Consider the following 25,346-nt stretch of genomic DNA (forward strand, 5'->3'; position numbering starts at 1 on the left):
ACCGGCGGTCGCGACGAGTGCCGCGCCGGGCCCCTGGGGAAGGTTGTCCACAGGCTGTGGATGGCTGTTCCACTGGTTGTGGACAACGTCGGTTGGCGCGGAATGCTTCCCGGCCCCGGACCGGCACGAGACGCCGCCCCGAACGGGCACGACGACCGCGCCCGGATACGGCGACGCCGGCCCGGAGGACTCCTCCGGCCCGGCGTCGGTGTCGCCTGCGGTGGCGGCTGGCCACCAAGCTGCTGACGGATCAGCGCTTCGCGTGGAACTCGTCCACGATCTCCTGCGGGATACGACCCCGGTCCGAGATGTCCTTGCCGGCCTTCTTGGCCCACTCCCGGATCGCCTTGTTCTGTTCCCGATCGGCGGTCGCGCCACCCCGACCGCGGGCAGCCCGCCCACCGATCACGACACCACCCCGGCCGACCTTGGTGCCAGCGCCCACGTACGACGCAAATGCATCGCGCAATTTCGCGGCGTTGGCGCTCGACAGGTCGATCTCGTACTGAACGCCGTCGAGGGCGAACTTGACGGTCTCGTCCGCGTCCCCGCCGTCCAGGTCATCGACCAGCTTGTGAATGATCTGCTTGGCCACGTCCCACATTCCTTTCGAGCAGGGTGCTCCTGCTAACGAGAGCACAATAACCCGCGCGCCGCTCGTCGCGTCAATAGGATCCGGTTACGGCTCGGCGTACGCCCGGACGGGACTACTCCTGGCGGACCAACGGGAAGAGGATCGTTTCCCGAATTCCGAGGCCGGTCAGGGCCATCAAGAGCCTGTCGATTCCCATTCCCATACCGCCGGCCGGCGGCATTCCATACTCCATCGCCCGAAGAAAGTCCTCGTCGAGCCGCATCGCCTCGTCGTCGCCACGGGCGGCCAACTGGGCCTGGGCGACCAGTCGCTCGCGCTGCACGATCGGGTCGACCAGCTCGGAGTACCCGGTGCCCAGCTCGAAGCCGAGCACGTACAGGTCCCACTTCTCGGCCAGCCCCGGCTCGCTGCGGTGCGCCCGGGTCAGCGGGCTGGTCTCCTCCGGGTAGTCCCGCACGAAGGTGGGCGCCTGCAGGCCGGGGACGACCAGTTCCTCGAACAGTTCCTCGGCCAGCTTGCCCGAGCCCCACTTCGGGTCCACGGCCAATCCCACCTTGTCCGCGTACTCCACCAGACGGGACCGTTCGGTACGGACGGTGACCTCCTCGCCCAGCGCTTCGGAAAGCACACCGAACAACGTCACGGACCGCCACTCGCCACCCAGGTCGAACTCCCGCCCGTCGGCATGGGTCACCACCGTCGAGCCGCTGACCGCGATCGCCGCCTGTTGCACGAGATTACGGGTCAGCTCGCCGATCGTGTCGTAGTCGCCGTACGCCTGGTACGTCTCCAGCATCGCGAACTCCGGCGAGTGCGAAGAGTCGACACCCTCATTACGGAAGTTGCGGTTGATCTCGAAGACGCGGTCGACGCCGCCGACCACAGCGCGCTTGAGAAACAGTTCCGGAGCGATTCGCAGATACAGATCGGTGTTCAACGCATTGCTGTGGGTCACGAACGGTCGGGCCGTCGCTCCGCCATGCAGCAGTTGCAACATCGGCGTTTCCACCTCGATGAAGCCCTGCCCGTGCAGTGAATCGCGCAGACTGCGTACCGCGGCGGCCCGGGTGCGCACCATCTCCCGTGCCTGCGGCCGGACGATCAGGTCGACGTAACGCTGCCGGACGCGCGCCTCCTCGGAGAGGGGCTTGTGGGCCACCGGCAACGGTCGCAGCGCCTTGGCGGTCATTTCCCACTGCTGGGCCAGCACCGACAGCTCACCCCGACGGCTGGTGATCACCTCGCCGGTGACGCCGACGTGGTCGCCGAGGTCGACGAGGCGCTTCCACGCCTCCAGCCGCTCCGGCCCGACCCGGTCCAGGGAGAGCATCGCCTGCAACTCGGTGCCGTCGCCGTCCCGGAGGGTGGCGAAGCAGAGCTTGCCCGTGTTGCGGACGAAGATCACCCGGCCGGTGACGGCGACCTGGTCGCCGGTGGCGGTGTCGGTGGGCAGGTCGGCGTAGGCCGACCGGACCTGCGCCAGGGTGGTGGTGCGGGGAAAGCCGACCGGGTAGGGCTCAACGCCCTCGGCGAGCATCCGGTCCCGCTTCTCCCGGCGGACCTTCATCTGCTCGGGAAGGTCGTCGGCGGGGTCCACTGGCACGGGGTTCTGCTCGGTCACGGCACGCTTCCTCGTCACGGAGATACAGGGGGTCAGGCCCGAGCGTACTCAAGCGGCCCGGAGGCCGTTACGGGATAACCTGCCCGTCATGGTCGATCACACTCACGCCCTGTCGTTCGGTGCCGCCGCGAGTGATTACGACCGGTTTCGGCCACGTTATCCCGAGGCTGCGGTCCGGTGGGCACTCGACGGGCTGAGCGAAGCCCGGGTGGTCGACCTCGCCGCGGGCACCGGCATCCTGACCCGCGCTGTGCTGGCAGTGGGTCACGAAGTCGTACCGGTCGAGCCCGATCCGGGGATGCGGGCGCAGCTCGCTGCCAGCACCCCGGGCACGACGGCCCTGGCGGGCAGCGCCGAGGCCATGCCGCTGCCCGACTCGACGGCGGACGCGGTGCTGGTCGGGACGGCGTACCACTGGTTCGACCGGGAGCCCGCGCACGCCGAGATCGCCCGGGTGCTCCGCCCCGGCGGCACCTTCGCCCCCATCTGGAACATCCGGGACGGCAGCGTCGACTGGGTGGCGGAGCTGGGTCGCATCGCCCACTTCGGGGACAAGTCGACCAGCCAGCTCTTCGGCGAGCACCCCGACTTCGGCCCCGCGTTCGACGCCGTCGACAAGCGCGAGTTCACGCACCGCACCACGCTCACGCGGGACGAGGTGCTCGGCATGGTCCGCACCCGCTCGTACTGGCTCACCGCCTCCACCGACGATCAGCGGCGGGTCGAGCGGGAACTGACCGAACTCCTGGACACCCACCCCGCCCTGGCTGGCCGGGACGCCATCGAGCTGCCGTACCGGACGTTGGTGCTGCGCGCCCGGCGACGCTGACGCCCGCACGAGGCCGGCGCCCGACGGCGGCCGGGGTCACAGGTTGCGGTCGTAGACCATCCGCAGACCGATCAAGGTGATCATCGGCTCGTGGTGGGTGATGCTGCGACACTCGTTGATCACCAGGGAGGCGAGGCCGCCGGTGGCGATCACCGCCCGCACCTCGCCCAACTCCTCGGTCATCCGCTCGACGATCCGGTCCACCTGTCCGGCGAAGCCGAAGTACAGGCCGGCCTGGAGGCACTCCACGGTGTTCTTGCCGATCACCGAACGGGGCTTGGTGGCCTCGACCTTGCGCAGCTGCGCGGCCCGGGCCGCCAGCGCGTCGAAGGAGATCTCGATGCCCGGGGCGAACGCGCCGCCGAGGAACTCACCGCGCTCGCTGATCACGTCGAAGTTGGTGGTGGTGCCGAAGTCCACCACGATCGACGGACCGCCGTAGAGGGTGTACGCGGCCAGGGTGTTCACCACCCGGTCGGCGCCGACCTCCTTCGGGTTGTCGATCGCCAACTGCACCCCGGTCCGCACCCCCGGCTCGACCACGACGCTGGGCAGGTCGGCGTAGTAACGACTGAGCATGGTGCGCAGCGACCGCAGCGCGGCCGGCACCGTGGAACAGGCGGCCACACCGGTGATCTCAACGTTGTCCCCGGCGAGCAGACCCCGGAACATCAGGCCCAGCTCGTCCGCCGTCGAGCGGGCATCGGTCTTGATCCGCCAGGAGTGCACCAGCTTGTCGCCGTCGAAGGTCGCCAGCACGGTGTTGGTGTTTCCGATGTCGATGCAGAGCAGCACGCACGCAGCCTAGACAACTACTCCGTGCGCAGGTCCAGCGCGATGTCCAGGATCGGCGACGAGTGCGTCAGCGCCCCCACCGAGAGGAAGTCCACGCCGGTGGCCGCGTACCGGCCGGCCACCTCCAGGGTCAGCCCGCCGGTCGCCTCCAACTCCGCCCGGTCACCCACAGCGGCCACCGCCCCGGCCAGCACCTCCGGCGTCATGTTGTCGCAGAGCAGAAAGTTCGCACCGGCCTCCACCGCCTCCACCGCTTCGTCGACAGTGGTCACCTCGACCTGCACCGGCACCTCCGGGAACGCCTCCCGGACCCGCCGGTAGGCCGCAGTGATGCCGCCGGCCGCCAGCTTGTGGTTGTCCTTGATCATGGCCACGTCGTAGAGGCCCATCCGCTTGTTGGTGCCGCCGCCGGCCCGCACCGCGTACTTCTCCAGCGCCCGCAGGCCCGGCGTCGTCTTGCGGGTGTCCAGCACCATCGCCTTCGAGCCGGCCAGCGCGTCCGCCCAGGCGCGGGTGTGGGTGGCCACCCCGGACATCCGGCAGAGCAGGTTGAGCGCCGTCCGCTCGGCCGTCAGCAGCAGCCGGGTCGGGCCGGTCACCGTCGCCAGCACGTCGCCGCGGGCCACCCGCTCGCCGTCGCGGGCCAGCACCGACACCTCGACGGTACGACCGAAGCCAGTCACCTCGCCCACCAGCTCGAACACGGCGGCGGCCACCGCCATCCCGGCCAACACCCCATCCGCTCGGGCCACCAGGTCGGCGGTGTCGGTCTGTTCCGCCGGGATGGTGGCCACGCTTGTGACGTCCAGGAAATCCGGGCCCAGATCCTCGACCAGCGCGCCCTCGATCACCTGCCGGACGTGCGCCGGATCCAGCCCGGCCGCCCGCAACGCCGTCTCCGTCGACTCGATCATTGCCATCTCCGTTCGCGACTGCGGGGCTCGCAAGACCGGCTCGCTCCTCGCGCTCACTGTGAATTTCCCTCCCACTGTTGCGTCACCCGGCCCTGCGCCCCGACCGCCCCGACCAGATGGCCCAGCCACCGTTCGTCGGCCGTCGGGAAGTCCTCCCGCCAGTGGCAGCCCCGGGTCTCACCACGGGCGTACGCGGCGGCAACCAGCGTCGACGCCACGGTGAGCAGGTTCGTCGCCTCCCAGTCGGCGGTCCGCGGCCGGCCCCGGGCAACGCCCAGCTCGGTCAACGTCCCGGCCGTCTCGGCCAGCGTCGCCGCGGATCGGAGCACCCCGGCCCCCCGGGTCATCGCCCGTTGCAGGGTCGGCGTCACCTCCGCGGGCAGCACCCAGCCCGTCCCGCCACGCCACGCGCCGGTCTCCGCCGGCTGGGCCTGCTCGGGCAGGCCGGCAGCGATGTCCTCGGCGATCCGCCGGGAGAAGACCAGACCCTCCAGCAGCGAGTTGCTGGCCAGCCGGTTCGCGCCGTGCACGCCGGTGCAGGCGACCTCGCCACAGGCGTACAGGCCCGGGATGGAGGTACGGCCGCGCAGATCGGTGCGGACCCCGCCGGAGGCGTAGTGGGCAGCCGGTGCCACCGGGATCAGATCGGTCGCCGGGTCCACGCCGATCGCCAGGCAGGACGCCACGATGGTGGGGAACCGACCGGCCAGGAAGTCACCGCCCAGATGCCGTGCGTCGAGGAAGACGTGGTCCGCGCCGGTGGCCAGCAGCACCCGGTGGATGCCCTTGGCCACCACGTCCCGGGGTGCCAGCTCAGCCAACTCGTGCTGGCCCACCATGAACCTCTTGCCGTCCGCGTCCACCAGGTACGCGCCCTCGCCGCGCAACGCCTCCGAGACCAGTGGCTGCTGCGCGTGCCCCGCCCCGGGCACGCCCGCGCCGGACGGGGTGATCAGGGCGGTCGGATGGAACTGGACGAACTCCACGTCGGTCACCGCCGCACCGGCCCGCAGCGCCAGCGCCACCCCGTCCCCGGTCGAGACCGCCGGGTTGGTGGTGGCCGAGAAGATCTGCCCCATGCCGCCGGTGGCGAGCACCACGGCACGGGCCAGCAGCGCGCCGACGCCGTCCTCGCTGCCCTCACCCAACACGTGCAGGGTGATCCCGCAGGCCGGGCCCAGCCCGTCCGGGCCGTCGCCGGGCGCCCGCAGGAGATCCAGCACGAGGGCGTGCTCGACCAGCCGGATCCACGGGTCGCGCTGCACAGCGGCGTGCAGGGCCCGCTGCACCTCCGCGCCGGTGGCGTCGCCGCCGGCGTGCACGATCCGGTCCGCCCGGTGCCCGCCCTCACGGGTCAGCATCAGCGAGCCGTCCGGGTGACGATCGAACTCGGCGCCGATCCGCATCAGCTCACGGAGCCGGGTCGGGCCCTCCTCGACCAGCACCCGGACCGCCGCCGGGTCGCACAGCCCGACCCCGGCGACCTCGGTGTCCCGGGCATGCGCCGCCGGGGTGTCGGCCGGGTCGAGCACGGCGGCGATGCCGCCCTGCGCCCACCGCGTCGAGCCGTCGTCAATGTTGACCTTGGTGACCACAGTGACGTGCAGACCGGCCTCACGCAGGTGCAGCGCCGCGGTCAACCCGGCCACGCCGGAGCCCACCACGATCACGTCGGTGGTCTCCACCCAGCCGGGCGCGGGCGCGGCCAGCAGCGCGGGCAGGGCAGGCAGGTCGACGGTCGGGAGGTCCATCCCCCCAGTCAACCCGAACCATCCTCGCCCGGGGCGGCGGGGGCGGGACGAGTGTTTTGGGCGACCCCGTCCGGCGCGCGCCGCGCCGCGCCGACCGTCAGGCAGTGGTCACTTCGTCCGGACCGGCAGACCAGCCGGGCCGGCGCCCTTCAGCGAGGCGGTCACCGTACGGTCGCTGAGCCACAAATAGCAGCGGACGCCCCGATCACCGACCTTCCAGCGCCCCGCTCCCGGAGGACGGACCACCACACCGCTGCGGAAGCGCAGCTTGGCGTCGTCCGGTACGCCCGCGTACCGGGCCAGGACGGTGCGACAACCCGTGTAGAGCGGCAGCCAGTCGGCGTCCCGGGTCGGGTACGCCAGGTCCGGTGCGCGCCACACCCCGACGAACTCGGCGTCGTGCTGTTTGCCGCACTCCACCGGGGTCAGCGTCTGCACACCCCGGCCGGCGCCACCGCGGGTCTGCTGGCAACCGAGGCGCAACCCGCTGGGGCCCTTCAACGCGTCCCGCAGACTGCCCGACCGGACCACCACTGTGGCCGCCGCCTCGACAGTGGTCAGCTCAGTGAGGTCGCAGCGGAACCACCGGGAACCCGCCGCCCACCCCGGCCCGTTGGGCAGCGCCACTGACAGCCGCAGCCGGCCGGACCGCCAGTCGTCACCCACATAGCCGGTCGCCCGGGTGTCGCACTCGGCGAACGCACCCCGCAGCTCGGCCGAACCACCCGCCGGAGCGACCGTCCGCTCGGCCGGGAAAGCCCCCACGTGCACGGTCTCCAGACGGTGCGGCCCGGCGCAGTCCACCGGCTCATAGCTGGCCAGGCTGACCAGATCGGTGAAATCGGCGGCGTGACACACACCGGCGGCCGGGGTGAACGCCGACGGTGCCGGCAACGCCGCCCAGTCATCGGTCAGATCACCGTCCAGGCCGCCGGACCCGGCACAGCCCACCAGCAGCGCCGCCGCGACAACAGCGGCGAACAGGGTCGTTCTGGCACGGCGCATCGCGGCCTCCCCCAGCCACCGACCGGCTTCCGCCAGCGTGCCCAGGGTAACCGGAAATGACCTTCTGGTGACAGACCGGAATCGCGGTACGCGGGATCAGACTCCGGACACGGCCAGCGGGCTGGGCACCGGGTTCCCGGCCGTGCCGGGCGCCGCCGCAGCCGGGTCGGCACCCAACTCGATGACCCGGTTGTCGGCGTCGACGTGCACGACCCGTGGCCGGTAGGACCGGGCCTCGGCGTCGTCCATCTGCCCGTACGAGATCAGGATGACCAGGTCGCCGGGGTGCACCAGGTGCGCGGCGGCGCCGTTGATGCCGATCACGCCACTGCCCCGCTCGCCCGGGATCACGTACGTCTCCAGCCGGGCGCCATTGGTGATGTCCACGATCGCCACCTGCTCGCCGGGGAGCAGGTCGGCGGCGTCGAGCAGATCCTCGTCCACAGTCACCGATCCGACGTAGTGCAGGTCGGCCTGGGTCACAGTGGCTCGGTGGATCTTCGACTTGAGCATGGTCCGCAACATCGAAGTGGCCTTTCGCGGTATCGGTGGGGGTGGTACGGCCGGGTCAGGGACGCGGGGCGAGGTGGATCGCCGCGTTGTCGATCAACCGGGTGGCGCCCACCCAGGCGGCGATCACCAGCCGGGCCGGCCCGGCCACCGGCCCCGGTTCCAACTCGGGATCGGTGAGCACCAGGTAGTCGAGGCGGGCACCGGGCGTACCGGCACCGAACGCGGCGTGCGCGGCGGTCAGCACCGCGCCCGCGTCCAGGCCGTCGTCGGCGGCTTGCGCCCCGGCCCGCAGCGCGGCGGACAGACTCAGCGCGGCGGCCCGCTCCGGCTCGCTCAGGTAACGGTTGCGGCTGGAGAGAGCCAGCCCATCCGGCTCCCGGACCGTCGGCACGCCGACCACCTCGACCGGCACGTCCAGGTCGCGGGTCATCCGCCGGACCAGGGTGAGCTGCTGGTAGTCCTTCTCGCCGAAGAAGGTCAGGTCCGGCCGGGTGAGCTGGAGCAGCTTCAGCACCACAGTGAGCACCCCGTGGAAGAAGCCGGGGCGGCTCGCCCCCTCCAACTCGGCGCCGAGCGGGCCCGGATCGAGGCGTACGCGGGGCTGACCGTCCGGGTACATGTCCGCCACCGACGGGGCGAAGACCAGGTCGGCGCCCGCCCGCCGGCACACCTCAAGGTCGGCGTCGAGGGTGCGCGGGTAGCGGTCGAAGTCCTCGTTCGGCCCGAACTGCAACGGGTTCACGAAGACCGTAACCAGCACGTGGTCGGCCTGTTCCCGGGCCGCGCGCAGCAACGTCTCGTGCCCGGAGTGCAGCGCGCCCATTGTCATCACCACCCCGACAGTGCCCTTCAGCCCGGCCCGGGCCTCGGCCAACTCGGCGCGCGTGTGCACCACCCGTGTCACAGCGACACCTCGGTTCGCGACTGCGGGGCTCGCAAGATCGGCTCACTCCTCACGCTCACGCAGCCACCTCCCGACCGCTGTCGGCCAGCACGCCGAGCAGCGACTGTGCGTCCACCGGCCGCAGCCGACCGGCGGCGATCGCCCGGTCGGCGGTACGACGGGCCAACGCCAGGTACGCGGGGACGGACTCCGGTGCGGTGGCCGCCAACCGGGCCAGGTGCCGCTGCACGGTGCCCGCGTCGCCGCGGGAGACCGGGCCGGTCAACGCGTCGTCGCCGAGCCGCAGCGCGTTCTCCAGGGCGGCCCGCAGCAGCGGGGCGAGCACCTTCTCCGGCCGGGACACCCCGGCGTCGCGCAACCGGTCGGTCGCCTCGTTGACCAGGGTCACCAGGTGGTTAGCGCCGTGGGCCAGCGCGGCGTGGTAGAGCGGGCGGTCCGACTCGGCCACCCACTCGGGCACGCCACCGAGGTCGGCGACCAGCCGGGCAGCCAGCGGGCGCAACTCGGCCGGGGCGGTCACCCCGTACGAGATGCCGTCCAGCCGGGCCAGGTCGTCCGGCGTACCGGTGAAGGTCATCGCGGGGTGCAGGGCGAGCGGCCGGGCGCCGGCCGCGACGGCCGGCGCCAGCACGGCCAGGCCGTGCGCTCCCGAGGTGTGCGCGATGATCTGGCCCGGATGCAGCGCGCCCCGCTCGGCGAGGTCGGTCACCACAGCGGCCAGTTTGTCGTCCGGCACCGCGATCAGCAGCAGGTCGGCGGCGGCGTGGGCCACGGCGGTGACCGGGCGGCGAGGGACGTCGGGCAACAGCAGGGCGAGGCGGGCGCGGCTGGCTCCGGAGTTGCCGGAGACGGCGACCACAGGGTGCCCGGCGGCGGCGAGCGCGGCGCCCAGCACCGCGCCGACCCGACCGGCGCCAACGACACCGACGGTGAGCAGACGGGAGGTGGCGCGGGCGCCGGGAACGGCGCTATCCCACGAGGCGGCGGGCCCGTGCGGGCCGGCCGGACGCGGGCGCAACGGTGCGCTCATGACGACGATCCAGTCCTCGAGAAGGGGTACCGGTCGATCGCAAGTATGCGCCCGGCCTACCGAACCCGGACAAGCATGTGTGAAAACCTTCACCACCGCCGGAAGGCCCTCGTCAACGCCTTCCCGGAGCGGACGTGATCGCGCGGAGCTCCGTGGCCACCTCATCGATCAGGTCGGCGAGCGAGGCGTCGCCGTCGGGCGCGACCCAGCGGGCGTACGCCACGCGGAAGACCGTGCCACCCGACTCGGTGGCCAGCGTGGCCGTGGTCTCGTCGAGGCCCTTGGCGCGGAGGGCTGCGCTGACGGCGGCCAGCAGTGCGCCCGTCTTGCGCAGTTCGCGCTCCTGCAGCTCCGGGCTGCTCTCAATGATCGAATGGCGCATCCGGACCAGCTCACGGCGGTCGGCGAAGATGTCCACCGCCATCTGACGGAAGGCGGCGATGACCGCCTCGAAGGGGGCGGCGTCCGTTTCGGCCACCACCTTGACGAGGGCCTCCTCCACGCGCTCGCTGCCGCTGAAGAGAGCCTCACGCTTGTCGCCGAAGAGCCGGTAGAAGGTGCGTTTGTCGAGGCCGGCATGGGCGGCGATGTCGGCGACAGTGGTCTGCTCGAAGCCGCGCTCGCGGAACAACTCGAAAGCAGCCGCTTCCAAGCGGCCGCGCGCGTCTGGTTGCCAGCGAGCCATGGGGCGATGGTATCCGATGTCACGCTGCGACATTATTTTCCCCGAGCCATGTCACATAGCGACATCGCGAGGTACGGTCATGTCGCAAGGTGACATTGCCCCTACCCGCGAAGGAACCACAATGCGCGTATTCGTCACAGGCGCCTCCGGCCATCTCGGCTCCGCAGTCGTGCCGGCACTGCTCTCCGCCGGACATGAGGTCGTCGGTCTGGCCCGCTCCGAAACGTCCGCCGCCGCGATCGAGAAGCTCGGCGCTGAGGCCCGCCGCGGCGACCTGTCCGACCTCGACCTGCTTCGCGACGAGGCGGCCGCCTCCGACGGGGTCATCCACCTGGCGTTCCGCCACGACCTCATGCTCAACGGCGACCTGGCCGGCGCAGCCGAGGCCGACCTGGACGCCCTCACGGCACTCGCCGACGGGTTGGGCGGCTCCGGCAAACCCCTGGTCGGCACGAGCGGGACGGCCATGCTCGCGATGGGCGGCATCGTCGGCCGCCCCGGGACCGAACGCGACGCCTTCCCAAGCGGCTACCGGATCGACGCGGAGAATTTCGTAGTCGACCTTGCCTCTCGCGGTGTGCGCTCCTCCATCGTCCGGCTCGCGCCCACGGTGCACAGCTCGCTCGACCGCTACGGCTTCATCACCGCCATCATCGCCACCGCCCGGCAGAACGGGTACGCCGCATACGTCGGCGACGGCGCCAACCGGTGGCCTGCCGTGCACACGCTCGACGCGGCAGAGCTCTACCGTCTGGCCCTCGAAAAGGCCCCGGCCGGCACGCGCCTGCACGCAGCAGCCGACGAAGGAGTCCCCTTCCAGCAGATCGCCACCGCCATCGGCCGCAGCCTCGACATCCCGGTCCGGAGCATCGGCCCCGACGAGGCAGACGACTACTTCGGCTTCCTCGGAGCGTTCGCCCAGATGGACAATCCGACGTCGTCCGCGATCACACGCGAACTGCTGGGCTGGGCCCCTGCCCGCCCCGGCCTGATCGCCGACCTGGACGAGGGGCACTACTTCCAGGCGTGAACCAACGAACGGCGGCCCTGACCGTAGGGTCGGCACTGTGACCCACGCTCAACTCGGAGTGGACTGATGCCGATCCTGTGGCGAGACGCGATGAGTCGGGCGCTCTACGGCCCGGGCGGCTTCTTCGTTAGCGGTACCGGGCCGGCCGACCACTTCCGCACCAGCGTGCACGCGTCCCCCGCCTTCGCCACCGCCCTGCTGCGCCTGATCACAGAGGTGGACGCTGCCCTCGGTCACCCTGACCGGCTCGACGTGGTCGACGTCGGGGCTGGGCGTGGGGAACTGCTGCAAAGCCTGCTCGGGCTCGTCGCGTCTGGGGACGCCATCGTGGTTGCGGTGGGGGTTTCCGGGGAGCCCACCCGCCCCGGGCGGTCAGGCTTGATCCCTCCGCGGGCGGGCTCCCCGGAAACCCTGACTCCCACGGCCTCCGTCCGTCGGTCGCCCGACGAGCCGTCGTCGGTCGCCGCCCGCCCGCCGCTCGCGGACCGCGTGCGCTTCACAGCCGTCGAGTACGCGGACCGCCCCGAGAACCTGCCCGAAGAGATCACCTGGACAGCCGAGATCCCCGCCGGAATCACCGGAGTGCTGCTGGCCACCGAGTGGCTGGACAACGTCCCGCTGGACGTGGCGGTACACACCGAGGACGGCTGGCGATACCTGCTCGTCGACCCCGACAACGGTGCCGAATCAGTTGGTGAGCCGGTCAGCCCGGCTGATCATGATTGGCTGACGAAGTGGTGGCCCAGCCCCGAGACCGCACCCAGCACGGACCGTGCCCCAAACCCGGGGATGAGCTGGGCCGACGTGACCAGCGGTAGCGAGTCGGGTTTCTGGGCAGCCCGGTCGGCGCAGGGATCAAGCCTGACCGCCCGGAGCCGGCCGGGCTGCCCCGAAACCCCCAGCAGTGACTACCGACGAGCCGAGATCGGCCGCTCGAGAGACGAAGCCTGGGCGCAGGCGTTAACAAAGATCGAGCGAGGGCTGGCGGTCGCGGTCGACTACGGGCACCTGCGGGAGAGCAGACCGGTCGACGGGACGTTGACCGGGTACCGGGGTGGGCGGCAGGTGCCCCCCGTGCCCGACGGGTCGAGTGATGTCACAGCACACGTGGCAATGGACTCGGTGGCCTCCGCTGGTGCGGCGGTCGCCCGGTGCGCGTACTCCCTGGTCTTGCAGCGTGAGGCGCTGCGGGCGCTCGGGGCCGACGGCGGGCGACCGCCGCTCAGCCTGGCCGGCACCGACCCGGTCGGGTACGTGCGGGCGCTGGCCACCGCGTCGGCGGTGGCCGAGCTGACCGACCCGGCCGGCCTCGGCGGGCACTGGTGGTTGCGCCAGCCGGTCGGCATCCCGCTCGGGCCGGCCGTGGCACGATGACGGGCATGACCACCGACGCCGGGGACCTTCGTGAACTGACCGTCGGCACCGGGGCCGGGCTGATCGCCGGCACCGGCGATCAGCAGCTCGGCACCGACATGGTGCTGAACATCGGGCCGCAGCACCCCTCCACCCATGGTGTGCTGCGGTTGAAGCTGGTGCTCGACGGCGAGCGAGTGGTCGCCTGCGAACCGATCGTCGGTTACATGCACCGGGGCGCGGAGAAGCTCTTCGAGGTGCGTGACTACCGGCAGATCATCGTGCTGGCCAACCGGCACGACTGGCTCTCGGCGTTCTCCAACGAGCTGGGTGTGGTGCTCGCTGTGGAACGCCTGATGGGCATGGAGGTGCCGGAGCGGGCCACCTGGCTGCGGATGGCCCTCGCGGAGCTGAACCGGGTGCTGAACCACCTGATGTTCCTCGGCTCGTACCCGTTGGAGATCGGGGCGATCACGCCGATCTTCTACGCCTTCCGGGAACGCGAGACCATCCAGGCGGTGATGGAGGAGGTCTCCGGCGGCCGGATCCACTACATGTTCAACCGGGTGGGTGGCCTCAAGGAAGAGGTGCCCTACGGGTGGACCGGGCGGGCCCGGGCGGCGATCGGCGAGGTACGCCGGCGGTTACCCGACCTGGACCACCTGATCCGGCGTAACGAGATCTTCCTGGCCCGTACCGTCGGCGTGGGCGTGCTGTCCGCCGCGGACGCCGCTGCGTTCGGCGCGTCCGGCCCGGTGGCCCGGGCCTCGGGGCTCGACCTGGACCTGCGCCGCGACGACCCCTACCTGGCCTACGACGAGCTGGACGTTCCGGTGGTCACCAAGACCGCCGGGGACTGCCACGCCCGTTTCGAGGTGCTGCTCGACCAGGTGTACGCGTCACTGGACCTTGCCGAGCAGTGCCTCGACCGGGTGGACCGGCTGACCGGGCCGATCAACACGCGGCTACCGAAGGTACTCAAGGCGCCGGAGGGGCACACGTACGCCTGGACGGAGAACCCGCTCGGCATCAACGGCTACTACCTTGTGTCGCGGGGTGAGAAGACGCCGTGGCGGTTGAAGCTGCGTACCGCCTCGTACGCGAACGTGCAGGCGTTGGCCACTCTGCTCCCCGGCTGCCTGGTCCCGGATCTGATCGCGATCCTCGGCTCGATGTTCTTCGTGGTCGGCGACATCGACAAGTGACCCGGGTCGCCTGACCGGTCACCGCCAGCGGTCGGCGGGTGGCGCACCGCCGGCACGCGGTACGTCGTCCTGCGGCGGGTAGCCGTAGCGCTCGTCGACCCGTCGCCGGCCGGTCCGTTCCGGCTCGGGTTCCGCCTGGTGGCCGCGTTGGCGTGGCGGGCGCCACTCGTCCGGCACCGGCACACCGCCCACCGGCAGCGCGGGCCGTCCCGGCTCGGCCCGCCGACCATCGTCGTGGCGGCGCGGCTCGTCATACCGGCCGGCGTCCTCGTAGCGGCGCGGCTCCTCGTGGCGGCGCGGCTCCTCGTGACGGCGCGGCTCCTCGTGGCGGCGCGGCTCCTCGTGACGGACGGCGGCCCAGCGGTCGGCCACTCGGTACTCGGTGCCGGTGGCGTCGGCGTGCACCTCGGCCCGACGCTCGCCGACCCGCACCTCGCGACCGTTCTCGTCGTCGCGGACGGCAGCCCACCGGTCACCGCCCCGCAACTGCGACCAGTACTCGCCGGTGTCGTCGGCCCGCAGCGGCGGCCCGGCCTGCGCTGCCGGGGCGCCCGCCCGGTCACGCTGCTCCGACCAGCCCCGATCGTCAGGACTGTCCCAGGATTCCGCCGCCGGCCTCTCCGGGGTGCGGTGTGACCGGGCGGTTGGGGCCGGCTCGTCGGGCTGGGCGTACGCGTCGCGCCGATCCGTCCACTCCGGTTCGTCGCGGCGGCCCGTCCAGCCCGGCTCGTCGCCGTACCCGGCCCTGGGGTGCTGCTCCGGCTCGCTCCTCGCCCTCCCGGACGGGCGAGAGGGCTGATCGACGTCGCCGCCCCGGTTCCACTCCTGCGCGGGTGGGGTCCACTGACCGGCGTACCCGCCGCCGTAGCGCCCGGCCGGCTCGGCCGGGCCGCCGTCCACCACTGTGTGCCGGGTGGTGACGTGCACGGTCTCGGTGTGTCGGACCACGCCGCCCGGCCGATGCGCAGCCTCGGGGCGGTCGTGTTCCCGGGGGCGAGCTGAGCCGTACGCGGTGGGGGCCGGCCGCTCCCCGCCGTACGTCCCGGCGGGGGCCGGCGGCTCGGGGGCCTCCCGGGCGTACGCCGGCTCGTCGTCGTCCGGGTGCTCGGGGCGCCCCCAACGGGACGCGTCGTCGGGGCTGGACACCCGGACGCGGCCGGCCGACGCGTCGCCCCGGGAACGGACCACGGGCGTGTCGTCCACCGGCGGCTCGACGGCGGACACCCGCGCCCGCCCGGCGCCCGCCGGTTCGACGGCGGGGGCGGCACCGGCGAGGGCGGCACCGCTGGCGTCGAGACGGCGGCGCACCGCGGCGATCCCCTCGTAGGCCCGTTGCGCCTGGTCGAGCGCCTGGTTACCGCGCTGGGCGGCGGCCACGATCTCGCCGCGCAACTCCCGACGCAGTTCCTCGATCTCGTCAAACAACTCGTCGGTCCGCGCCGAGGCGTCCTCACCGTCGGGCCGCAACGCGATGGAGAGGCCGATCAGCACCACGGCGAGGATGGCGAGCACCGCGGCGAAACGCAGCGGGCCATTGCCGTCGGCCACCAGCAGGATCAGCGCCGCCACCGGCGCGAGAGCGACGCCCGCCCAGAAGAGCATGGTCAGCAGCGGTGGTTGACGCCGGGCGTCAGAGGTGGCCGGGGCTGGCATGGATGTGCAGCCTACCCACGATATCCACCGGAGGGAACGGGGTCCCCGGGACGCGCGGACGCCCCCGCCCGGTCGGGGGCGGGGGCGTCCTCAGCACGTGCGGAACGGGCTCAGCTGGTGGCGAAGGCGCCATCCGAGGAGAAGATCAGACCCACGCTGATCGAGCCGTCACGCAGCCCGCTCTTGGTCAGCGGCCCGCCCTGGTCCAGGGAGGAGAACTTGCCGACCGACAGCCCGTAGGTCTTCTCCAGGCCCGGCTTGCAGAACGGACGCTGCTCGCACTCCGGCGGGCCACCCAGCACCGTCGCGCTGCCGGAGCACTTCGCGGCCAGCTCGGAGAGGGTCCGCACGCCGTACTTGTCGGCGAAGGCCTGGGTCACCGCGAAGGCGTTCTGGTCCTGTGCGGCGGCCGGGGTGCCGAAGGTGAGGCCGGCCTTGTCGCCCTCGGCCTTCAGCGCGGTCACCGTCGTGTTGACGTCCGGCGAGGAGATCGGCTGGGCGTTCTGGCCGTTGGCCTTGGTGTTGAGGAACTCGGCCATTGTCGCCGCATACTCCGGGACGACCTGGATCTCGCCCTTCTCCAGAGCCGGCGCGTAGAGCTCCCGGTTGCCGATCTGCTGCACCTTGACCTGGTAGCCGGCGGCGCTGAGCGCGATCCGGTACAGCTCCCCCAGGATCTGGCTCTCGGCGAAGTTACCGGCGCCCACAGTGATGTCGCCGCCCGTGCCCTTGGCGATGCCCGCGGTGAGGTTGTTCGCGCTGGCGAACTCCTCGGCCGCCACCTTGGGAGTCTTGCGGTCCTCGTTGACAGCCTTGTTGAGCTGGATCAGCTTCGGGGTGTCGAGCGCGGCGGAGACCTTGTCCAGTGCGGCGATCAGCTGCGGATTGGCCGCCTTGCTGTTGACAGCGGGAATGACGTTGTCGGAGTTCTGGAGCTTCTTGTCGTCCTGCAGAGCGATGAGCTGCTGGCCAGCGACCGGGGCGCACCCGGCGCCGGAGGCGCTCGTCTGGGGTGCGTCGGTGCCGGACGAGCCGGCGTCACCGCAGCCGGTGAGGAGTGCTGCCCCGGCGATGGCGCTGACCGCCCCGATCGCCAGACGTGTACGTGCGCGCATGTGCCCGCCTTCCGTGTCCCGGCGCGGCCCGTTCCGGGCCGGCCGCGTGTCCGACGGGCGATCCTGACTGTCGGCCGCCCGCGAATGTCCACCCAACATGGTCCGGAACCGACCGACAACTTGGGATGGACTTCGTCACCCCATCGTCACCGATTTGACGGGCGTGGGTTGCCAGCGCGACGCGGGCTCACCCGGACGGGTCAGGCGCTTCCGGTGGCGTCGGCGGCTCGGGGCCGCCCGAGGCGCTGCCGCCCGCGCCGCAGCGGCTTGGGGGTGACCAGCCGTTCGACGCCGCCGAGGACCACCTCGGCCAGCAGCGCGAGCCCGGCCACCAGCACGCCGCCGGCGACGATCTGCCCGCCGCCGGCCGCGATACCGATGCCGAAGCCGGTCCGGATGATCTGGCCCAGGCCGCCGCCGTTGACGAAGGAGGCCAGCGCCGCTGTCGCGATCACCTGGACCGCCGCAGTGCGGAAGCCGGCCGCCAGGTAGGGCACCGCGAGCGGCAACTCCACCCGGCGCAGCAACTGCCCGCCGGACAGGCCCATCCCCCGGGCCGCGTCGCGGGCCTCGGGGTCCACCTGCCGCACCCCGGTGTACGCGTTGGCCAGCAGCGGTGGCACGGCGAAGACAGCCAGTGCCACCACTACCGGTGTCTTCCCGAAGCCGCTGGCGAAGACGACCGGGAGGATGGTCAGCAGCGCCAGGGTGGGGATGGCCAGGGTGGCGTTGGAGACCAGCACCACGAGGCCGCCACCTCGACCGAGGTGCCCCAACCAGAGCCCGAGCGGCCAGGCCACCAGGCAGCCGAGCGCCACCGCCAGGGCGGAGATCGTCAGGTGCTCGCCGAGCCGGTCCAGCATGCCGCCGGGGTTGGTCCAGTTCAGTGGGTCGTTGATCCAGGTGATGGCCTGCCCGATCGGGTTTTCCGCGACGGTCACCGTGCCCTCCGAGTGGACCAGGGAGTCACCAGTCGGGCGACCAGGATGAGCAACAGGTCGAGCACGACAGCGAGCGCCACGCAGAGCAGGGCGGCCGTCATGATCTCGGCCTTGTAGAGGTTGTTCTGGAAGCCCGCGAAGATCAACTGCCCGAGCCCGCCGTGCCCCACCAGTACCCCGACCGTGACCAACGCCACAGTCGAGACGGTCGCCAGCCGCACGCCGGTGACGATGCCCGGCAACGCCAGCGGCAGGTCGATCCGGAACAGACGCCTCCACCGTCCGTAACCCATGCCCTCGGCGGCCTCGCGAACCTCCGGAGGCACCTGGTTGAGACCGGCCACCACGTTGCGCACGATCAGCAGCAGCGCGTAGAGGACCAGCCCGACCAGCACCGTGGTCGCCCCGGTGCCCAGGTAGGGGGCGATGAACGCGAAGAGCGCCAACGACGGGATGGTGTAGACCACCCCACTGACAGCGAGGATCGGACCGGCGAGCGGACGGACCCAGTACGCCAGCACCGACAACGGCAGGGCGATCAGCACCGCGATCAACACCGCTCGCCCGGTGAGGGAGGCGTGTTCGCGCACCGCGGCGAGGATCGTGTCAGAGTTGTCCCGCACGTACTGCCAGGAGAACCAGGGGTTACCCGGGTCGGCCCGGTAGCTCAGGCGGAAGGACATACGTGGACGTTACCCCGGAGGCTGCCGGCGTGGCCCAATCCCCTCGCGCGGCGTCGATCTCCCTGGAGGGCATCCAGAAGCGCTACCCGAACGGCACCGAAGCCGTCCGGGACCTCAGCCTGGAGGTCCGGGCCGGCGAGCTGGTGGTGCTGATCGGCCCGTCCGGTTGCGGCAAGTCGACGGTGCTGCGGATGATCAATCGCCTGATCGAACCGACCGCCGGTCGCATCACGCTCGGCGACGAGGACGTCACGAACGTCGACCCGGTGCGACTGCGCCGTCGAATCGGATACGTGATTCAGAACGTCGGCCTCTTTCCACACCAAACCGTGCGGGCCAACGTGGCCACTGTGCCGGGCCTGCTCCGCTGGCCCAAGGGCCAGACCCGAGCGCGGGTCGACGAGCTGCTCGACCTGGTCGGGCTGGACCCGGCGGAGTTCGGCGGTCGCTACCCGCACGAGCTGTCGGGTGGCCAGCGGCAGCGGGTCGGGGTGGCCCGCGCACTCGCCGCCGACCCGGTGGTGCTGTTGATGGACGAGCCGTTCTCGGCCGTCGACCCGATCGTCCGGGCCCACCTCCAGGAGGAGTTCCTGCGCCTCCAGGCCGAGGTGCGCAAGACGATCGTGCTGGTCACCCATGACCTCGACGAGGCCGTCCGACTCGGTGACCGGATCGCGGTCCTCTCCGAGGGCGGGCACCTGGAGCAGTACGACACCCCTGCCGCGCTGCTCGGCGCACCCGCCACCGCGTTCGTACGCGAGTTCGTCGGCGCCGACCGGGGCATCCGTCGATTGGCGGTCACCCCGCTCGACCGGGAGGCGCTGGAGCCGGTGCCCGAGGACGCCGCACCGGACCTGCCCACCGTCGCCGTGGACGGCTCGGCCTACGACGCGTTGGCGGTCCTGCTCACCTCGGGCCGGGACCGGCTCCTCGTGACCGACGCCGGCCGGCCGGTGGGCGCGCTCAGCCGACAGCGCCTCCTCGACCTCGGCCGCCCGACCAACTGACCCGCTGGCCGAGGCAGGCACGACCGCCGCGCCCACCCTCGCCTCGGTCGGGTCAGGCGCGACCGCCGAGGCTGGCGATGCCGATGATCCACCCGGTGAGGAAGCCGTAACCAGCACCGGTGCTGGCGTCCTGCAGGGCCCCCAGCAGTGACGGTGCCGGGCCGAGCAGCGCCGCCAACACGGCAGCCAGCCCGCCAGCCAGCACGTACGCGGCCCAGCCGGAGAAGAACTGGCTGACCGGGCCGGGCACCCGGGCGACCTGGGCGGCGGGTAACAGGTAGAGCAGCGCCACCGCGAGGACCACCAGCAGCACGGCTCGCAGGTCGGCGGCGAACAACCCGCCGGCCTGCCCGTCCGCGTCGAGCCGCCAGGCCGGCCAGGCGAGCAGGCGCGCGTAGAACGCCCCGGCCGACTCCGGGTCGGTCAGGGTGACGGCCCAGCCGGTGTACGCCGGACTGCCGCAGATGCCAACCAGCAGCAACACGGCGAGCGCGCCGGTGCCGGCGGCCGTGCCGTAGCGGCTGACCGGGCCGGAACGGTGCATGAGAGACGCGATCCGCCCAGGCCCCGAACCGGTGGCTCGAGCGGACCTGGGCTGCCCCGAGCGGCTCAGTGCTTCATCAGGTAGTCGATGAAGGCGGCCCGCAGCAGCGGCGCCGACTCCTCGTAGCCGTGACCGGTCAGCTCCCGCCACAGCGCGTTGGCCTCGTCGATCGTCGGGCCGATCGAGTTCGGGGCGCCGTCCAGCACCGTGGCCTCGTCCGCGTTCGGAAGGTGGCGCAGCACCGACCAGAAGAAGGACACGTCCCGACGCTCCCGGGCCCGGGCGAACGCCCGCTCCCGCAGCTCCTCGGTGGACAGCGCGTCAAGCTCCTCGAACGAGGTTCCGCCCGGGGTGGCGGCAGGTGAGTCGGTCATGTCGCCGAGCCTAACGGTCGAGATCAGCTCCGGCTCGGCGGACGCGACGCGGCTCACCGCTCGTCGGTGTCCCACCGTCGTGGGCCGTCCTCCCACCGCGGATCCCGCCACGGGTCGATCGGTTGCGGCGCGGCCTGGGTCGGCAGCGTGGGAGGCCAGTTGTCGACGGACTGCGGCTGCGGCGTGGTCCAGCCCGAGCTGATCGTGCCGTCGCTGACCGGCTCGGGCCGGTCGGGGCCGCCCGGTCGGGGCCGCCCGAGCGTCTCGACCAGCCGGGTGACCAGCAACCCGACGCCGAGTGCTGCCCCGCCGATCATCCAGTTGCTCAGCGTCCAGCCGCGCTCCGGCGCGTACACCTGGAAGACCGTGACGAGGCCGACCGCCAGCAGCGTGCCGAACACACCGCCCCGGCGGCCGTACGCGCTGGTGCCGGCGAGCAGGGCTACGCCCATGGCCAGCACCGTCCAGTCCAGCCCCGAGGTGGGCGCCACCGGCCCGGGGTCGTTGGCGGCGAGCAGGATGCCGGCCAGGGCCGCCAGCACCGTGGAGACGACCAACGCGACGGCGGTCACCACGGCGGCCACCGTGCCCCGCCGACGGGCCGGGTCGGCGATCGGTCGGTACCGGCCGGCGAGCCGGCGGACCGCCCGGATCGCGCCGAACAGCCCACCCAGGACGGCCACCGCGGCGAAGCCGGCGAAGAGGTAACCGGCGCTGCGGGTGGGGTCGTAGTCGCCCTGCACCAGCACGGGCGCCGATCGGCGTTCGATGTACACCACAACGGCGGCGGCGCCGGCCAGGCTGGCGGCCCAGCCCGGTACGTGCAGCACCACCACCGCCAGCGCCAGCGCCAGCCCGCCCACCGCGGCGACCGCCACGGCCGGGCCGAGCGACGCCGGAAGGCCCCGGTCACCCTGCTCCGCGTAGTGCAGGGCGGCCGCTACCGCGATCGGGCCGACAGCCAGGTTCGGCGCGGCAGTGCGCAGGCTCAGCCCGGCGGCCAGGGCGAGCAACCCCAGCCCGACCGCGTTGATCAGCAGCGTGCGCAGGTTGCCGTCGCGTACCGCGGCCGGATCCTCCCGCCAGAGCAGCCAGCTCACCGCGGCCAGCCCGGCCAGCAGCAGCAGCTCCCACCCCAGGTGTACGCCGATCCGATCCCGGCCGGGCTCACCGTGGGTGGGATCGTCGAAGACGTTGTCCAGGACGGCGGCCGGCACCCCCGACGAGGGTTCGGCCGACCGGTCCCGGCCCGCTTCTTCGTACCCCATGACGCCGCCTCCCCAGTGGCCGGCCGTCCCCAGTCCGGCGCACGGACGGAACCTGGGTGGCCCTTGCTCTCCGATCGCAGGCACCGTACCCGCGCCCACAGCCGGGCGTAACCCCCTGCTCAGCGCTGGCCGGGGCGGCTCTCCCGAGGGTCCTGCTCGCTCTCGTCGTCCGGGCGTTCCGGCACCCGGCAGGAGTGCTCCAACCAGAGCGCGGCGCCGACCAGTGCCAGCGAGGCGAGCAGGCCTCCGCCGGCGGCCGGTCGATCGTCCAGGGCTGCGCGGGTGGTCTCCACGAAGAGCCAGCCGGTGAGCCCCGCGTAGAAGCCCGCGAAGATCGCGGCGGCCAGTGCCGACGCCTTGGCCAGCACCACGAAGCGGGCGACCAACAGCGGATTGACCGGCTCCCGACCCGGCTTGCGCTCGATCCGGCCCCGGGTGTTGATCGCGGCGTACGCCTCCAGCACGGCGAGCCCCGCCAGCGTCACCACCGGCAGCCAGGGCAGCCGGGGAATGCCGCTGTAGTAGAGGGTGCTGATCAGCAGCCAGGCCACCGCCGCCGCAGCCAGGCCGGCCACGACCAGTGTCGAGATCCGGGTGGGGCCCATCCGCGACCCGTCCGGGCCCGACCCGCGGGGTGGGGGCTTCGCCTGCGTCATGCCGGCCGGTTCCGCTCGGTCATGCCGTCGACTCTAACGCCAACTCCGGCCGGGGACGCAGTTCCAACGCCTCGTCCGCAGCGGGGCCGGTGGTCAGCAGGTCGGTCAGCCAGCCGTGACCGGGCAGCCGACCGTACGGCTGGATGTCGATCCACGGACGCAGCACGAAGGCGCGCAGGTGCGCCCGGGGGTGCGGCAGGGTCAGCTCCTCCTCGTCGCTGAGCACCGGCTCGTCGTCGTCGCCCCAGACCGCGATCACGTCCACGTCGAGGGTGCGCGGCCCGAACCGCCGCTGCGGGTCACGGGCCCGTCCGGCCGCGCGCTCCGCGTCGCGGGCCCGTTCCAGCCAGTCGCGCGGGGTCGCGCTCTCGTCCTGCACGAGCACCACCGCATTGAGGTACGCGGGCTGATCGGTGTCGCCCCACGGTGGAGTCTCGTACACCCCGGAGAGCACGAGCACCGCGTCGCCGAGGGTGGCGACGGCCGTCCGCAGGTGCTCCAGGCGGTCGCCCAGGTTGCTGCCGAGCGAGAGAACCGCCCGGGTCATCGGGTACGCGTCCGGGTCATGGTGACGGCCACGTCGGTGAAGGTGTGCGGTACCGGAGCCTGCGGCTTGTGCACCGTGATCGTCGCGGCGTCGACCCGCTCGTCGGCCAGGCAGACCGCGAGGAGCCGGTCCGCCAGGGTCTCGATCAGGTTGACCGGCTCGCCGGTCACCACAGCGACCAGGCGTTCGGCCAGCTCACCGTAGTGCACTGTGGCGGTGACGTCGTCGCTGGCGGCGGCCGGGCCGAGGTCCAGCTCCAGGACGGCGTCGACCACGAAGTCCTGCCCCTGGACGCGCTCGAAGTCGTACACGCCGTGCCGGCCGCGCGCCCGCAGGCCGGTCAGGTGGATCCGGTCCGTCGTCATCGCCGTACCCCATGCTCGTGATCGTCGTGCGTTCGCTTCCTGTCGTGCGGCGGCACGGCCAGGCGAGGGCTGCCGGTCGCCGCCCAGACGGCGAGCGCGTCGGCGGTGGCCCGGACGTCGTGCACGCGTACACCCCAGGCGCCCGCGGCGACCGCGAGCACGCTGGTGGCCACTGTGGCCGCCTCCCGCTGGGCGGTCGGTCGCGGCGTGCCGTCCGCGGCGGCGAGCAACCCACCGAGGTACGACTTGCGGCTTGCCCCGAAGAGCAGCGGGTAGCCGAGATCCAGCAACTCCGGCAGGCGGGCGCTGAGCTCCCAGTTGTGTGCGGCCGTCTTGGCGAAGCCGAGCCCGGGGTCGACGATGAGGCGGTCGGCGGCCACCCCGGCGGCCAGCGCCGTGTCGATCCGTTGGGCCAACTCGGCCCGGACGTCGGCCACCACGTCGGTGTAGGTGGCCAGCTCGCGCATGCCTCGGGAGTGTCCACGCCAGTGCATCAGCACCCAGGGGCAGTGCGCGTCGCGGACCACCCGGGCCATGTCCGGATCGGCCAGGCCACCGGAGACGTCGTTGACCACCGCCGCTCCGGCGACCAGAGCGGCCTCCGCCACCCGCGCGCGGGTGGTGTCGACGCTGACCGCCACACCGGCGGCGGTCAGCTCGCGGATGACCGGCAACACCCGCTCGGTCTCGGTCGCGGCGTCGATCCGCTCGGCGCCCGGACGGGTCGACTCGCCACCGATGTCGACCAGGTGCGCACCGGCGTCGCGTAGACGGACGCCGTGTCCGACGGCGGCGTCCAGGTCGGCGTACCGTCCGCCGTCGGAGAAGGAGTCCGGTGTGACGTTGAGGACGCCCATCACCACCGGGCCCGAAGCCCGCACCAGATCGGTCACGACTAGACGGTACCGGTCGCGGCAGCGGCGCCCAGCGACCCGGGTAGGCCCCGCACCACTGCCCCTGACGTGCCGATTAGAACAGGTGTACGATCGGTCATCTGGGCAGTATCGGACAGCCCCTTCGCGGCTTGTCGCAATCCGGGGCGGCCCGTACGCTTTGGAATTGGCCAGCATCGAGATGGCGAAGCTTGGAGGGAGGGCCGAAGCGGGGGAAAACCGCCCAAACCTCGCCACCCTCCGTGGTGAGTAACGAACACAGGGTCAAGAACGCCATGCCCTGTGGAGCACTTTTCCCGCCAGGCTTGCCTATTGCACCGCCGCGGCACCGCCGGCCGCGCTATGGGGAGGTTCCAGTGATCGCCTTCGAGCTCATGGAGACGGCGTCGTCCGGCGTCGCCCACGCGCTCTCCACCCTGGCGTCGGCTCCACTCGCGGAGCCGGCACCGAAGGGGATCGACACCAACAGTGTCGTCACCTTCTTCGCCAGCAAGATCGCGCCGATCCTGCTCGCCGTCCTGGGCGTCATCTTCATCGGCCGTGCCAGCCGAGGTGAGATCTCCAAGGTGCTGACCAGCTCCGCGATCGCCATCGTCGGGCTCGCCTTCATCGCGGGCGCGGCAACACTCTTCTTCGTCGGCGATTACCTGATCGACCTGATCTTCGAATAGGCGCGTTCACCAGATGCGGCTGCGCACCGACGACGACATCTACCGGGCCCGCCTGGTCTACCTCGGGCCGCCCGGTTACACCCTTCCGGTCCACCTGCCCTACGCCCAGTACGGGCTCTTCATGCTGCTGGTCCCCCTCTACATGTTCATCCACTGGCTGTTCACGTTGACGGTCGAGCTCTTCCCCGCCTGGGAGATCGCGCTCGCCATCGTGACCACGTCGTTCATCTTCCGGCACGTCGACCCCGATCGGCCGGCGCGGGTGGTCATCCGCACCGCGCTGACCGACTGGCGACGCACCCGGGAGCCGGCGGTCGAGCAGCGCGATCCGCGCCTGGTCGGCAGCCGGATCAGGATTCGGGAGGAGCTGGCATGACCGGACGTACGTCGAACGGTCCG

At 72.0% G+C, this 25,346-nt stretch carries 28 protein-coding genes; 7 read left to right on the forward strand and 21 right to left on the reverse strand.

Translation table 11 applies throughout. The features are described 5' to 3' along the window. Nucleotides 1–250 precede the first annotated feature (250 nt). Nucleotides 251–595, reverse strand: a complete 345-nt coding sequence (locus OHB44_RS32265) for a histone-like nucleoid-structuring protein Lsr2 (RefSeq protein WP_036392792.1) — start codon at nt 593–595, stop codon at nt 251–253. A 112-nt stretch (nt 596–707) separates the two neighbouring features. Then, nucleotides 708–2,216 (reverse strand): lysine--tRNA ligase, encoded by a 1,509-nt coding sequence (lysS, locus tag OHB44_RS32270; RefSeq protein WP_238687016.1) that lies wholly within the window; start codon nt 2,214–2,216, stop codon nt 708–710. 88 nt (nt 2,217–2,304) lie between these two features. Between lysS and OHB44_RS32275 the strand changes: the two genes are divergently transcribed. Continuing rightward, the gene (locus OHB44_RS32275; RefSeq protein ID WP_266304264.1) at nt 2,305–3,045 is read left to right on the forward strand and encodes a class I SAM-dependent methyltransferase; all 741 of its coding nucleotides are present in this window, start codon (nt 2,305–2,307) and stop codon (nt 3,043–3,045) included. A gap of 36 nt (nt 3,046–3,081) precedes the next feature. Here the strand turns inward: OHB44_RS32275 and OHB44_RS32280 are convergent, their stop codons facing one another. From OHB44_RS32280 to OHB44_RS32315, 8 genes are all read right to left on the reverse strand, one after another. Then, entirely contained in the window at nt 3,082–3,840 is a 759-nt protein-coding gene (locus tag OHB44_RS32280) for a type III pantothenate kinase (RefSeq protein ID WP_091403191.1), read from the reverse strand. A gap of 17 nt (nt 3,841–3,857) precedes the next feature. Next, the gene (nadC, locus tag OHB44_RS32285; protein ID WP_330439201.1) at nt 3,858–4,754 is read right to left on the reverse strand and encodes a carboxylating nicotinate-nucleotide diphosphorylase; all 897 of its coding nucleotides are present in this window, start codon (nt 4,752–4,754) and stop codon (nt 3,858–3,860) included. A gap of 53 nt (nt 4,755–4,807) precedes the next feature. Further along, nucleotides 4,808–6,505, reverse strand: coding sequence for an L-aspartate oxidase (locus OHB44_RS32290; protein WP_238687020.1), 1,698 nt, complete (start codon nt 6,503–6,505; stop codon nt 4,808–4,810). Nucleotides 6,506–6,613: 108 nt separating this feature from the next. After that, entirely contained in the window at nt 6,614–7,510 is an 897-nt protein-coding gene (locus tag OHB44_RS32295) for a septum formation family protein (protein ID WP_266304261.1), read from the reverse strand. 96 nt (nt 7,511–7,606) lie between these two features. Continuing rightward, entirely contained in the window at nt 7,607–8,035 is a 429-nt protein-coding gene (gene panD / locus OHB44_RS32300) for an aspartate 1-decarboxylase (protein WP_030327945.1), read from the reverse strand. A 43-nt stretch (nt 8,036–8,078) separates the two neighbouring features. Further along, complete coding sequence (panC, locus tag OHB44_RS32305) at nt 8,079–8,927, reverse strand: pantoate--beta-alanine ligase (protein WP_266304260.1); 849 nt, start codon at nt 8,925–8,927, stop codon at nt 8,079–8,081. 55 nt (nt 8,928–8,982) lie between these two features. Further along, nucleotides 8,983–9,957, reverse strand: a complete 975-nt coding sequence (locus tag OHB44_RS32310; protein WP_330439202.1) for a Rossmann-like and DUF2520 domain-containing protein — start codon at nt 9,955–9,957, stop codon at nt 8,983–8,985. A gap of 112 nt (nt 9,958–10,069) precedes the next feature. Continuing rightward, nucleotides 10,070–10,675, reverse strand: a complete 606-nt coding sequence (locus OHB44_RS32315) for a TetR family transcriptional regulator (protein ID WP_330439203.1) — start codon at nt 10,673–10,675, stop codon at nt 10,070–10,072. A gap of 88 nt (nt 10,676–10,763) precedes the next feature. On the opposite strand from OHB44_RS32315, the gene OHB44_RS32320 reads away from it, so the two are divergent. The 3 genes from OHB44_RS32320 to OHB44_RS32330 all read left to right on the forward strand — a co-directional run bounded on the left by OHB44_RS32320 (nt 10,764) and on the right by OHB44_RS32330 (nt 14,230). Continuing rightward, entirely contained in the window at nt 10,764–11,672 is a 909-nt protein-coding gene (locus OHB44_RS32320) for an SDR family oxidoreductase (RefSeq protein ID WP_330439204.1), read from the forward strand. A 72-nt stretch (nt 11,673–11,744) separates the two neighbouring features. Continuing rightward, nucleotides 11,745–13,046 carry an SAM-dependent methyltransferase gene (locus OHB44_RS32325; protein ID WP_442932717.1) on the forward strand — a complete coding sequence of 434 codons (1,302 nt, stop codon included), beginning with the start codon at nt 11,745–11,747 and terminating at the stop codon, nt 13,044–13,046. Continuing rightward, nucleotides 13,043–14,230, forward strand: a complete 1,188-nt coding sequence (locus tag OHB44_RS32330) for an NADH-quinone oxidoreductase subunit D (RefSeq protein ID WP_181539454.1) — start codon at nt 13,043–13,045, stop codon at nt 14,228–14,230. The genes OHB44_RS32325 and OHB44_RS32330 overlap by 4 nt, the downstream gene beginning before the upstream one ends. A gap of 18 nt (nt 14,231–14,248) precedes the next feature. On the opposite strand, the gene OHB44_RS32335 is transcribed toward OHB44_RS32330, so the two are convergent. From OHB44_RS32335 to OHB44_RS32350, 4 genes are all read right to left on the reverse strand, one after another. Continuing rightward, complete coding sequence (locus OHB44_RS32335) at nt 14,249–15,883, reverse strand: hypothetical protein (RefSeq protein WP_330439206.1); 1,635 nt, start codon at nt 15,881–15,883, stop codon at nt 14,249–14,251. A gap of 110 nt (nt 15,884–15,993) precedes the next feature. Further along, nucleotides 15,994–16,998 carry a glycine betaine ABC transporter substrate-binding protein gene (locus tag OHB44_RS32340; protein WP_330439207.1) on the reverse strand — a complete coding sequence of 335 codons (1,005 nt, stop codon included), beginning with the start codon at nt 16,996–16,998 and terminating at the stop codon, nt 15,994–15,996. A 200-nt stretch (nt 16,999–17,198) separates the two neighbouring features. After that, nucleotides 17,199–17,939, reverse strand: a complete 741-nt coding sequence (locus OHB44_RS32345; RefSeq protein WP_330439208.1) for an ABC transporter permease — start codon at nt 17,937–17,939, stop codon at nt 17,199–17,201. Beyond that, nucleotides 17,936–18,622 (reverse strand): ABC transporter permease, encoded by a 687-nt coding sequence (locus tag OHB44_RS32350; protein ID WP_091403225.1) that lies wholly within the window; start codon nt 18,620–18,622, stop codon nt 17,936–17,938. The genes OHB44_RS32345 and OHB44_RS32350 overlap by 4 nt, the downstream gene beginning before the upstream one ends. A gap of 2 nt (nt 18,623–18,624) precedes the next feature. Between OHB44_RS32350 and OHB44_RS32355 the strand changes: the two genes are divergently transcribed. Continuing rightward, the gene (locus OHB44_RS32355; RefSeq protein WP_372488409.1) at nt 18,625–19,629 is read left to right on the forward strand and encodes an ABC transporter ATP-binding protein; all 1,005 of its coding nucleotides are present in this window, start codon (nt 18,625–18,627) and stop codon (nt 19,627–19,629) included. A gap of 52 nt (nt 19,630–19,681) precedes the next feature. On the opposite strand, the gene OHB44_RS32360 is transcribed toward OHB44_RS32355, so the two are convergent. The 7 genes from OHB44_RS32360 to folP all read right to left on the reverse strand — a co-directional run bounded on the left by OHB44_RS32360 (nt 19,682) and on the right by folP (nt 24,276). Further along, nucleotides 19,682–20,173: a hypothetical protein gene (locus OHB44_RS32360; protein ID WP_238687029.1), complete on the reverse strand. Its 492-nt coding sequence runs from the start codon at nt 20,171–20,173 to the stop codon at nt 19,682–19,684. A 65-nt stretch (nt 20,174–20,238) separates the two neighbouring features. Next, nucleotides 20,239–20,547, reverse strand: coding sequence for a hypothetical protein (locus tag OHB44_RS32365; protein ID WP_238687030.1), 309 nt, complete (start codon nt 20,545–20,547; stop codon nt 20,239–20,241). A gap of 53 nt (nt 20,548–20,600) precedes the next feature. After that, entirely contained in the window at nt 20,601–21,815 is a 1,215-nt protein-coding gene (locus tag OHB44_RS32370) for an ABC transporter permease (RefSeq protein WP_238687031.1), read from the reverse strand. 119 nt (nt 21,816–21,934) lie between these two features. Further along, complete coding sequence (locus OHB44_RS32375; RefSeq protein ID WP_238687032.1) at nt 21,935–22,471, reverse strand: DUF3180 domain-containing protein; 537 nt, start codon at nt 22,469–22,471, stop codon at nt 21,935–21,937. Between the two features lie 19 nt (nt 22,472–22,490). Further along, complete coding sequence (gene folK / locus OHB44_RS32380) at nt 22,491–23,018, reverse strand: 2-amino-4-hydroxy-6-hydroxymethyldihydropteridine diphosphokinase (RefSeq protein ID WP_238687033.1); 528 nt, start codon at nt 23,016–23,018, stop codon at nt 22,491–22,493. Then, complete coding sequence (gene folB, locus OHB44_RS32385) at nt 23,015–23,383, reverse strand: dihydroneopterin aldolase (RefSeq protein ID WP_330439209.1); 369 nt, start codon at nt 23,381–23,383, stop codon at nt 23,015–23,017. The genes folK and folB overlap by 4 nt, the downstream gene beginning before the upstream one ends. Next, complete coding sequence (gene folP / locus OHB44_RS32390; protein WP_238687035.1) at nt 23,380–24,276, reverse strand: dihydropteroate synthase; 897 nt, start codon at nt 24,274–24,276, stop codon at nt 23,380–23,382. The genes folB and folP overlap by 4 nt, the downstream gene beginning before the upstream one ends. A 356-nt stretch (nt 24,277–24,632) precedes the next feature. Here folP and OHB44_RS32395 point away from each other — a divergent pair, with 356 nt between their 5' ends. Next, entirely contained in the window at nt 24,633–24,947 is a 315-nt protein-coding gene (locus OHB44_RS32395) for a hypothetical protein (protein WP_030327982.1), read from the forward strand. 13 nt (nt 24,948–24,960) lie between these two features. Then, a complete protein-coding gene (locus OHB44_RS32400; protein ID WP_053654782.1) occupies nt 24,961–25,323 on the forward strand; it encodes a hypothetical protein in 363 nt (120 codons plus the stop codon). The last annotated feature ends 23 nt before the right edge of the window (nt 25,324–25,346 follow it).

The organism is Micromonospora sp. NBC_00821 (genome assembly GCF_036347035.1).
Lineage (GTDB): Bacteria > Actinomycetota > Actinomycetes > Mycobacteriales > Micromonosporaceae > Micromonospora > Micromonospora hortensis.

Bases quoted from the DNA above. Each gene is read 5' to 3' on its own strand.
- OHB44_RS32275 (WP_266304264.1), top strand. From the start codon at position 2,305: ATGGTCGATCACACTCACGCCCTGTCGTTCGGTGCCGCCGCGAGTGAT.
- nadC (WP_330439201.1), bottom strand. From the start codon at position 4,754: ATGATCGAGTCGACGGAGACGGCGTTGCGGGCGGCCGGGCTGGATCCG.
- OHB44_RS32290 (WP_238687020.1), bottom strand. From the start codon at position 6,505: ATGGACCTCCCGACCGTCGACCTGCCTGCCCTGCCCGCGCTGCTGGCC.
- OHB44_RS32295 (WP_266304261.1), bottom strand. From the start codon at position 7,510: ATGCGCCGTGCCAGAACGACCCTGTTCGCCGCTGTTGTCGCGGCGGCG.
- panD (WP_030327945.1), bottom strand. From the start codon at position 8,035: ATGTTGCGGACCATGCTCAAGTCGAAGATCCACCGAGCCACTGTGACC.
- OHB44_RS32310 (WP_330439202.1), bottom strand. From the start codon at position 9,957: ATGAGCGCACCGTTGCGCCCGCGTCCGGCCGGCCCGCACGGGCCCGCC.
- OHB44_RS32315 (WP_330439203.1), bottom strand. From the start codon at position 10,675: ATGTCGCAGCGTGACATCGGATACCATCGCCCCATGGCTCGCTGGCAA.
- OHB44_RS32320 (WP_330439204.1), top strand. From the start codon at position 10,764: ATGCGCGTATTCGTCACAGGCGCCTCCGGCCATCTCGGCTCCGCAGTC.
- OHB44_RS32330 (WP_181539454.1), top strand. From the start codon at position 13,043: ATGACGGGCATGACCACCGACGCCGGGGACCTTCGTGAACTGACCGTC.
- OHB44_RS32335 (WP_330439206.1), bottom strand. From the start codon at position 15,883: ATGCCAGCCCCGGCCACCTCTGACGCCCGGCGTCAACCACCGCTGCTG.
- OHB44_RS32340 (WP_330439207.1), bottom strand. From the start codon at position 16,998: ATGCGCGCACGTACACGTCTGGCGATCGGGGCGGTCAGCGCCATCGCC.
- OHB44_RS32350 (WP_091403225.1), bottom strand. From the start codon at position 18,622: ATGTCCTTCCGCCTGAGCTACCGGGCCGACCCGGGTAACCCCTGGTTC.
- OHB44_RS32360 (WP_238687029.1), bottom strand. From the start codon at position 20,173: ATGCACCGTTCCGGCCCGGTCAGCCGCTACGGCACGGCCGCCGGCACC.
- OHB44_RS32365 (WP_238687030.1), bottom strand. From the start codon at position 20,547: ATGACCGACTCACCTGCCGCCACCCCGGGCGGAACCTCGTTCGAGGAG.
- OHB44_RS32370 (WP_238687031.1), bottom strand. From the start codon at position 21,815: ATGGGGTACGAAGAAGCGGGCCGGGACCGGTCGGCCGAACCCTCGTCG.
- OHB44_RS32375 (WP_238687032.1), bottom strand. From the start codon at position 22,471: ATGACGCAGGCGAAGCCCCCACCCCGCGGGTCGGGCCCGGACGGGTCG.
- folK (WP_238687033.1), bottom strand. From the start codon at position 23,018: ATGACCCGGGCGGTTCTCTCGCTCGGCAGCAACCTGGGCGACCGCCTG.
- folB (WP_330439209.1), bottom strand. From the start codon at position 23,383: ATGACGACGGACCGGATCCACCTGACCGGCCTGCGGGCGCGCGGCCGG.
- OHB44_RS32400 (WP_053654782.1), top strand. From the start codon at position 24,961: ATGCGGCTGCGCACCGACGACGACATCTACCGGGCCCGCCTGGTCTAC.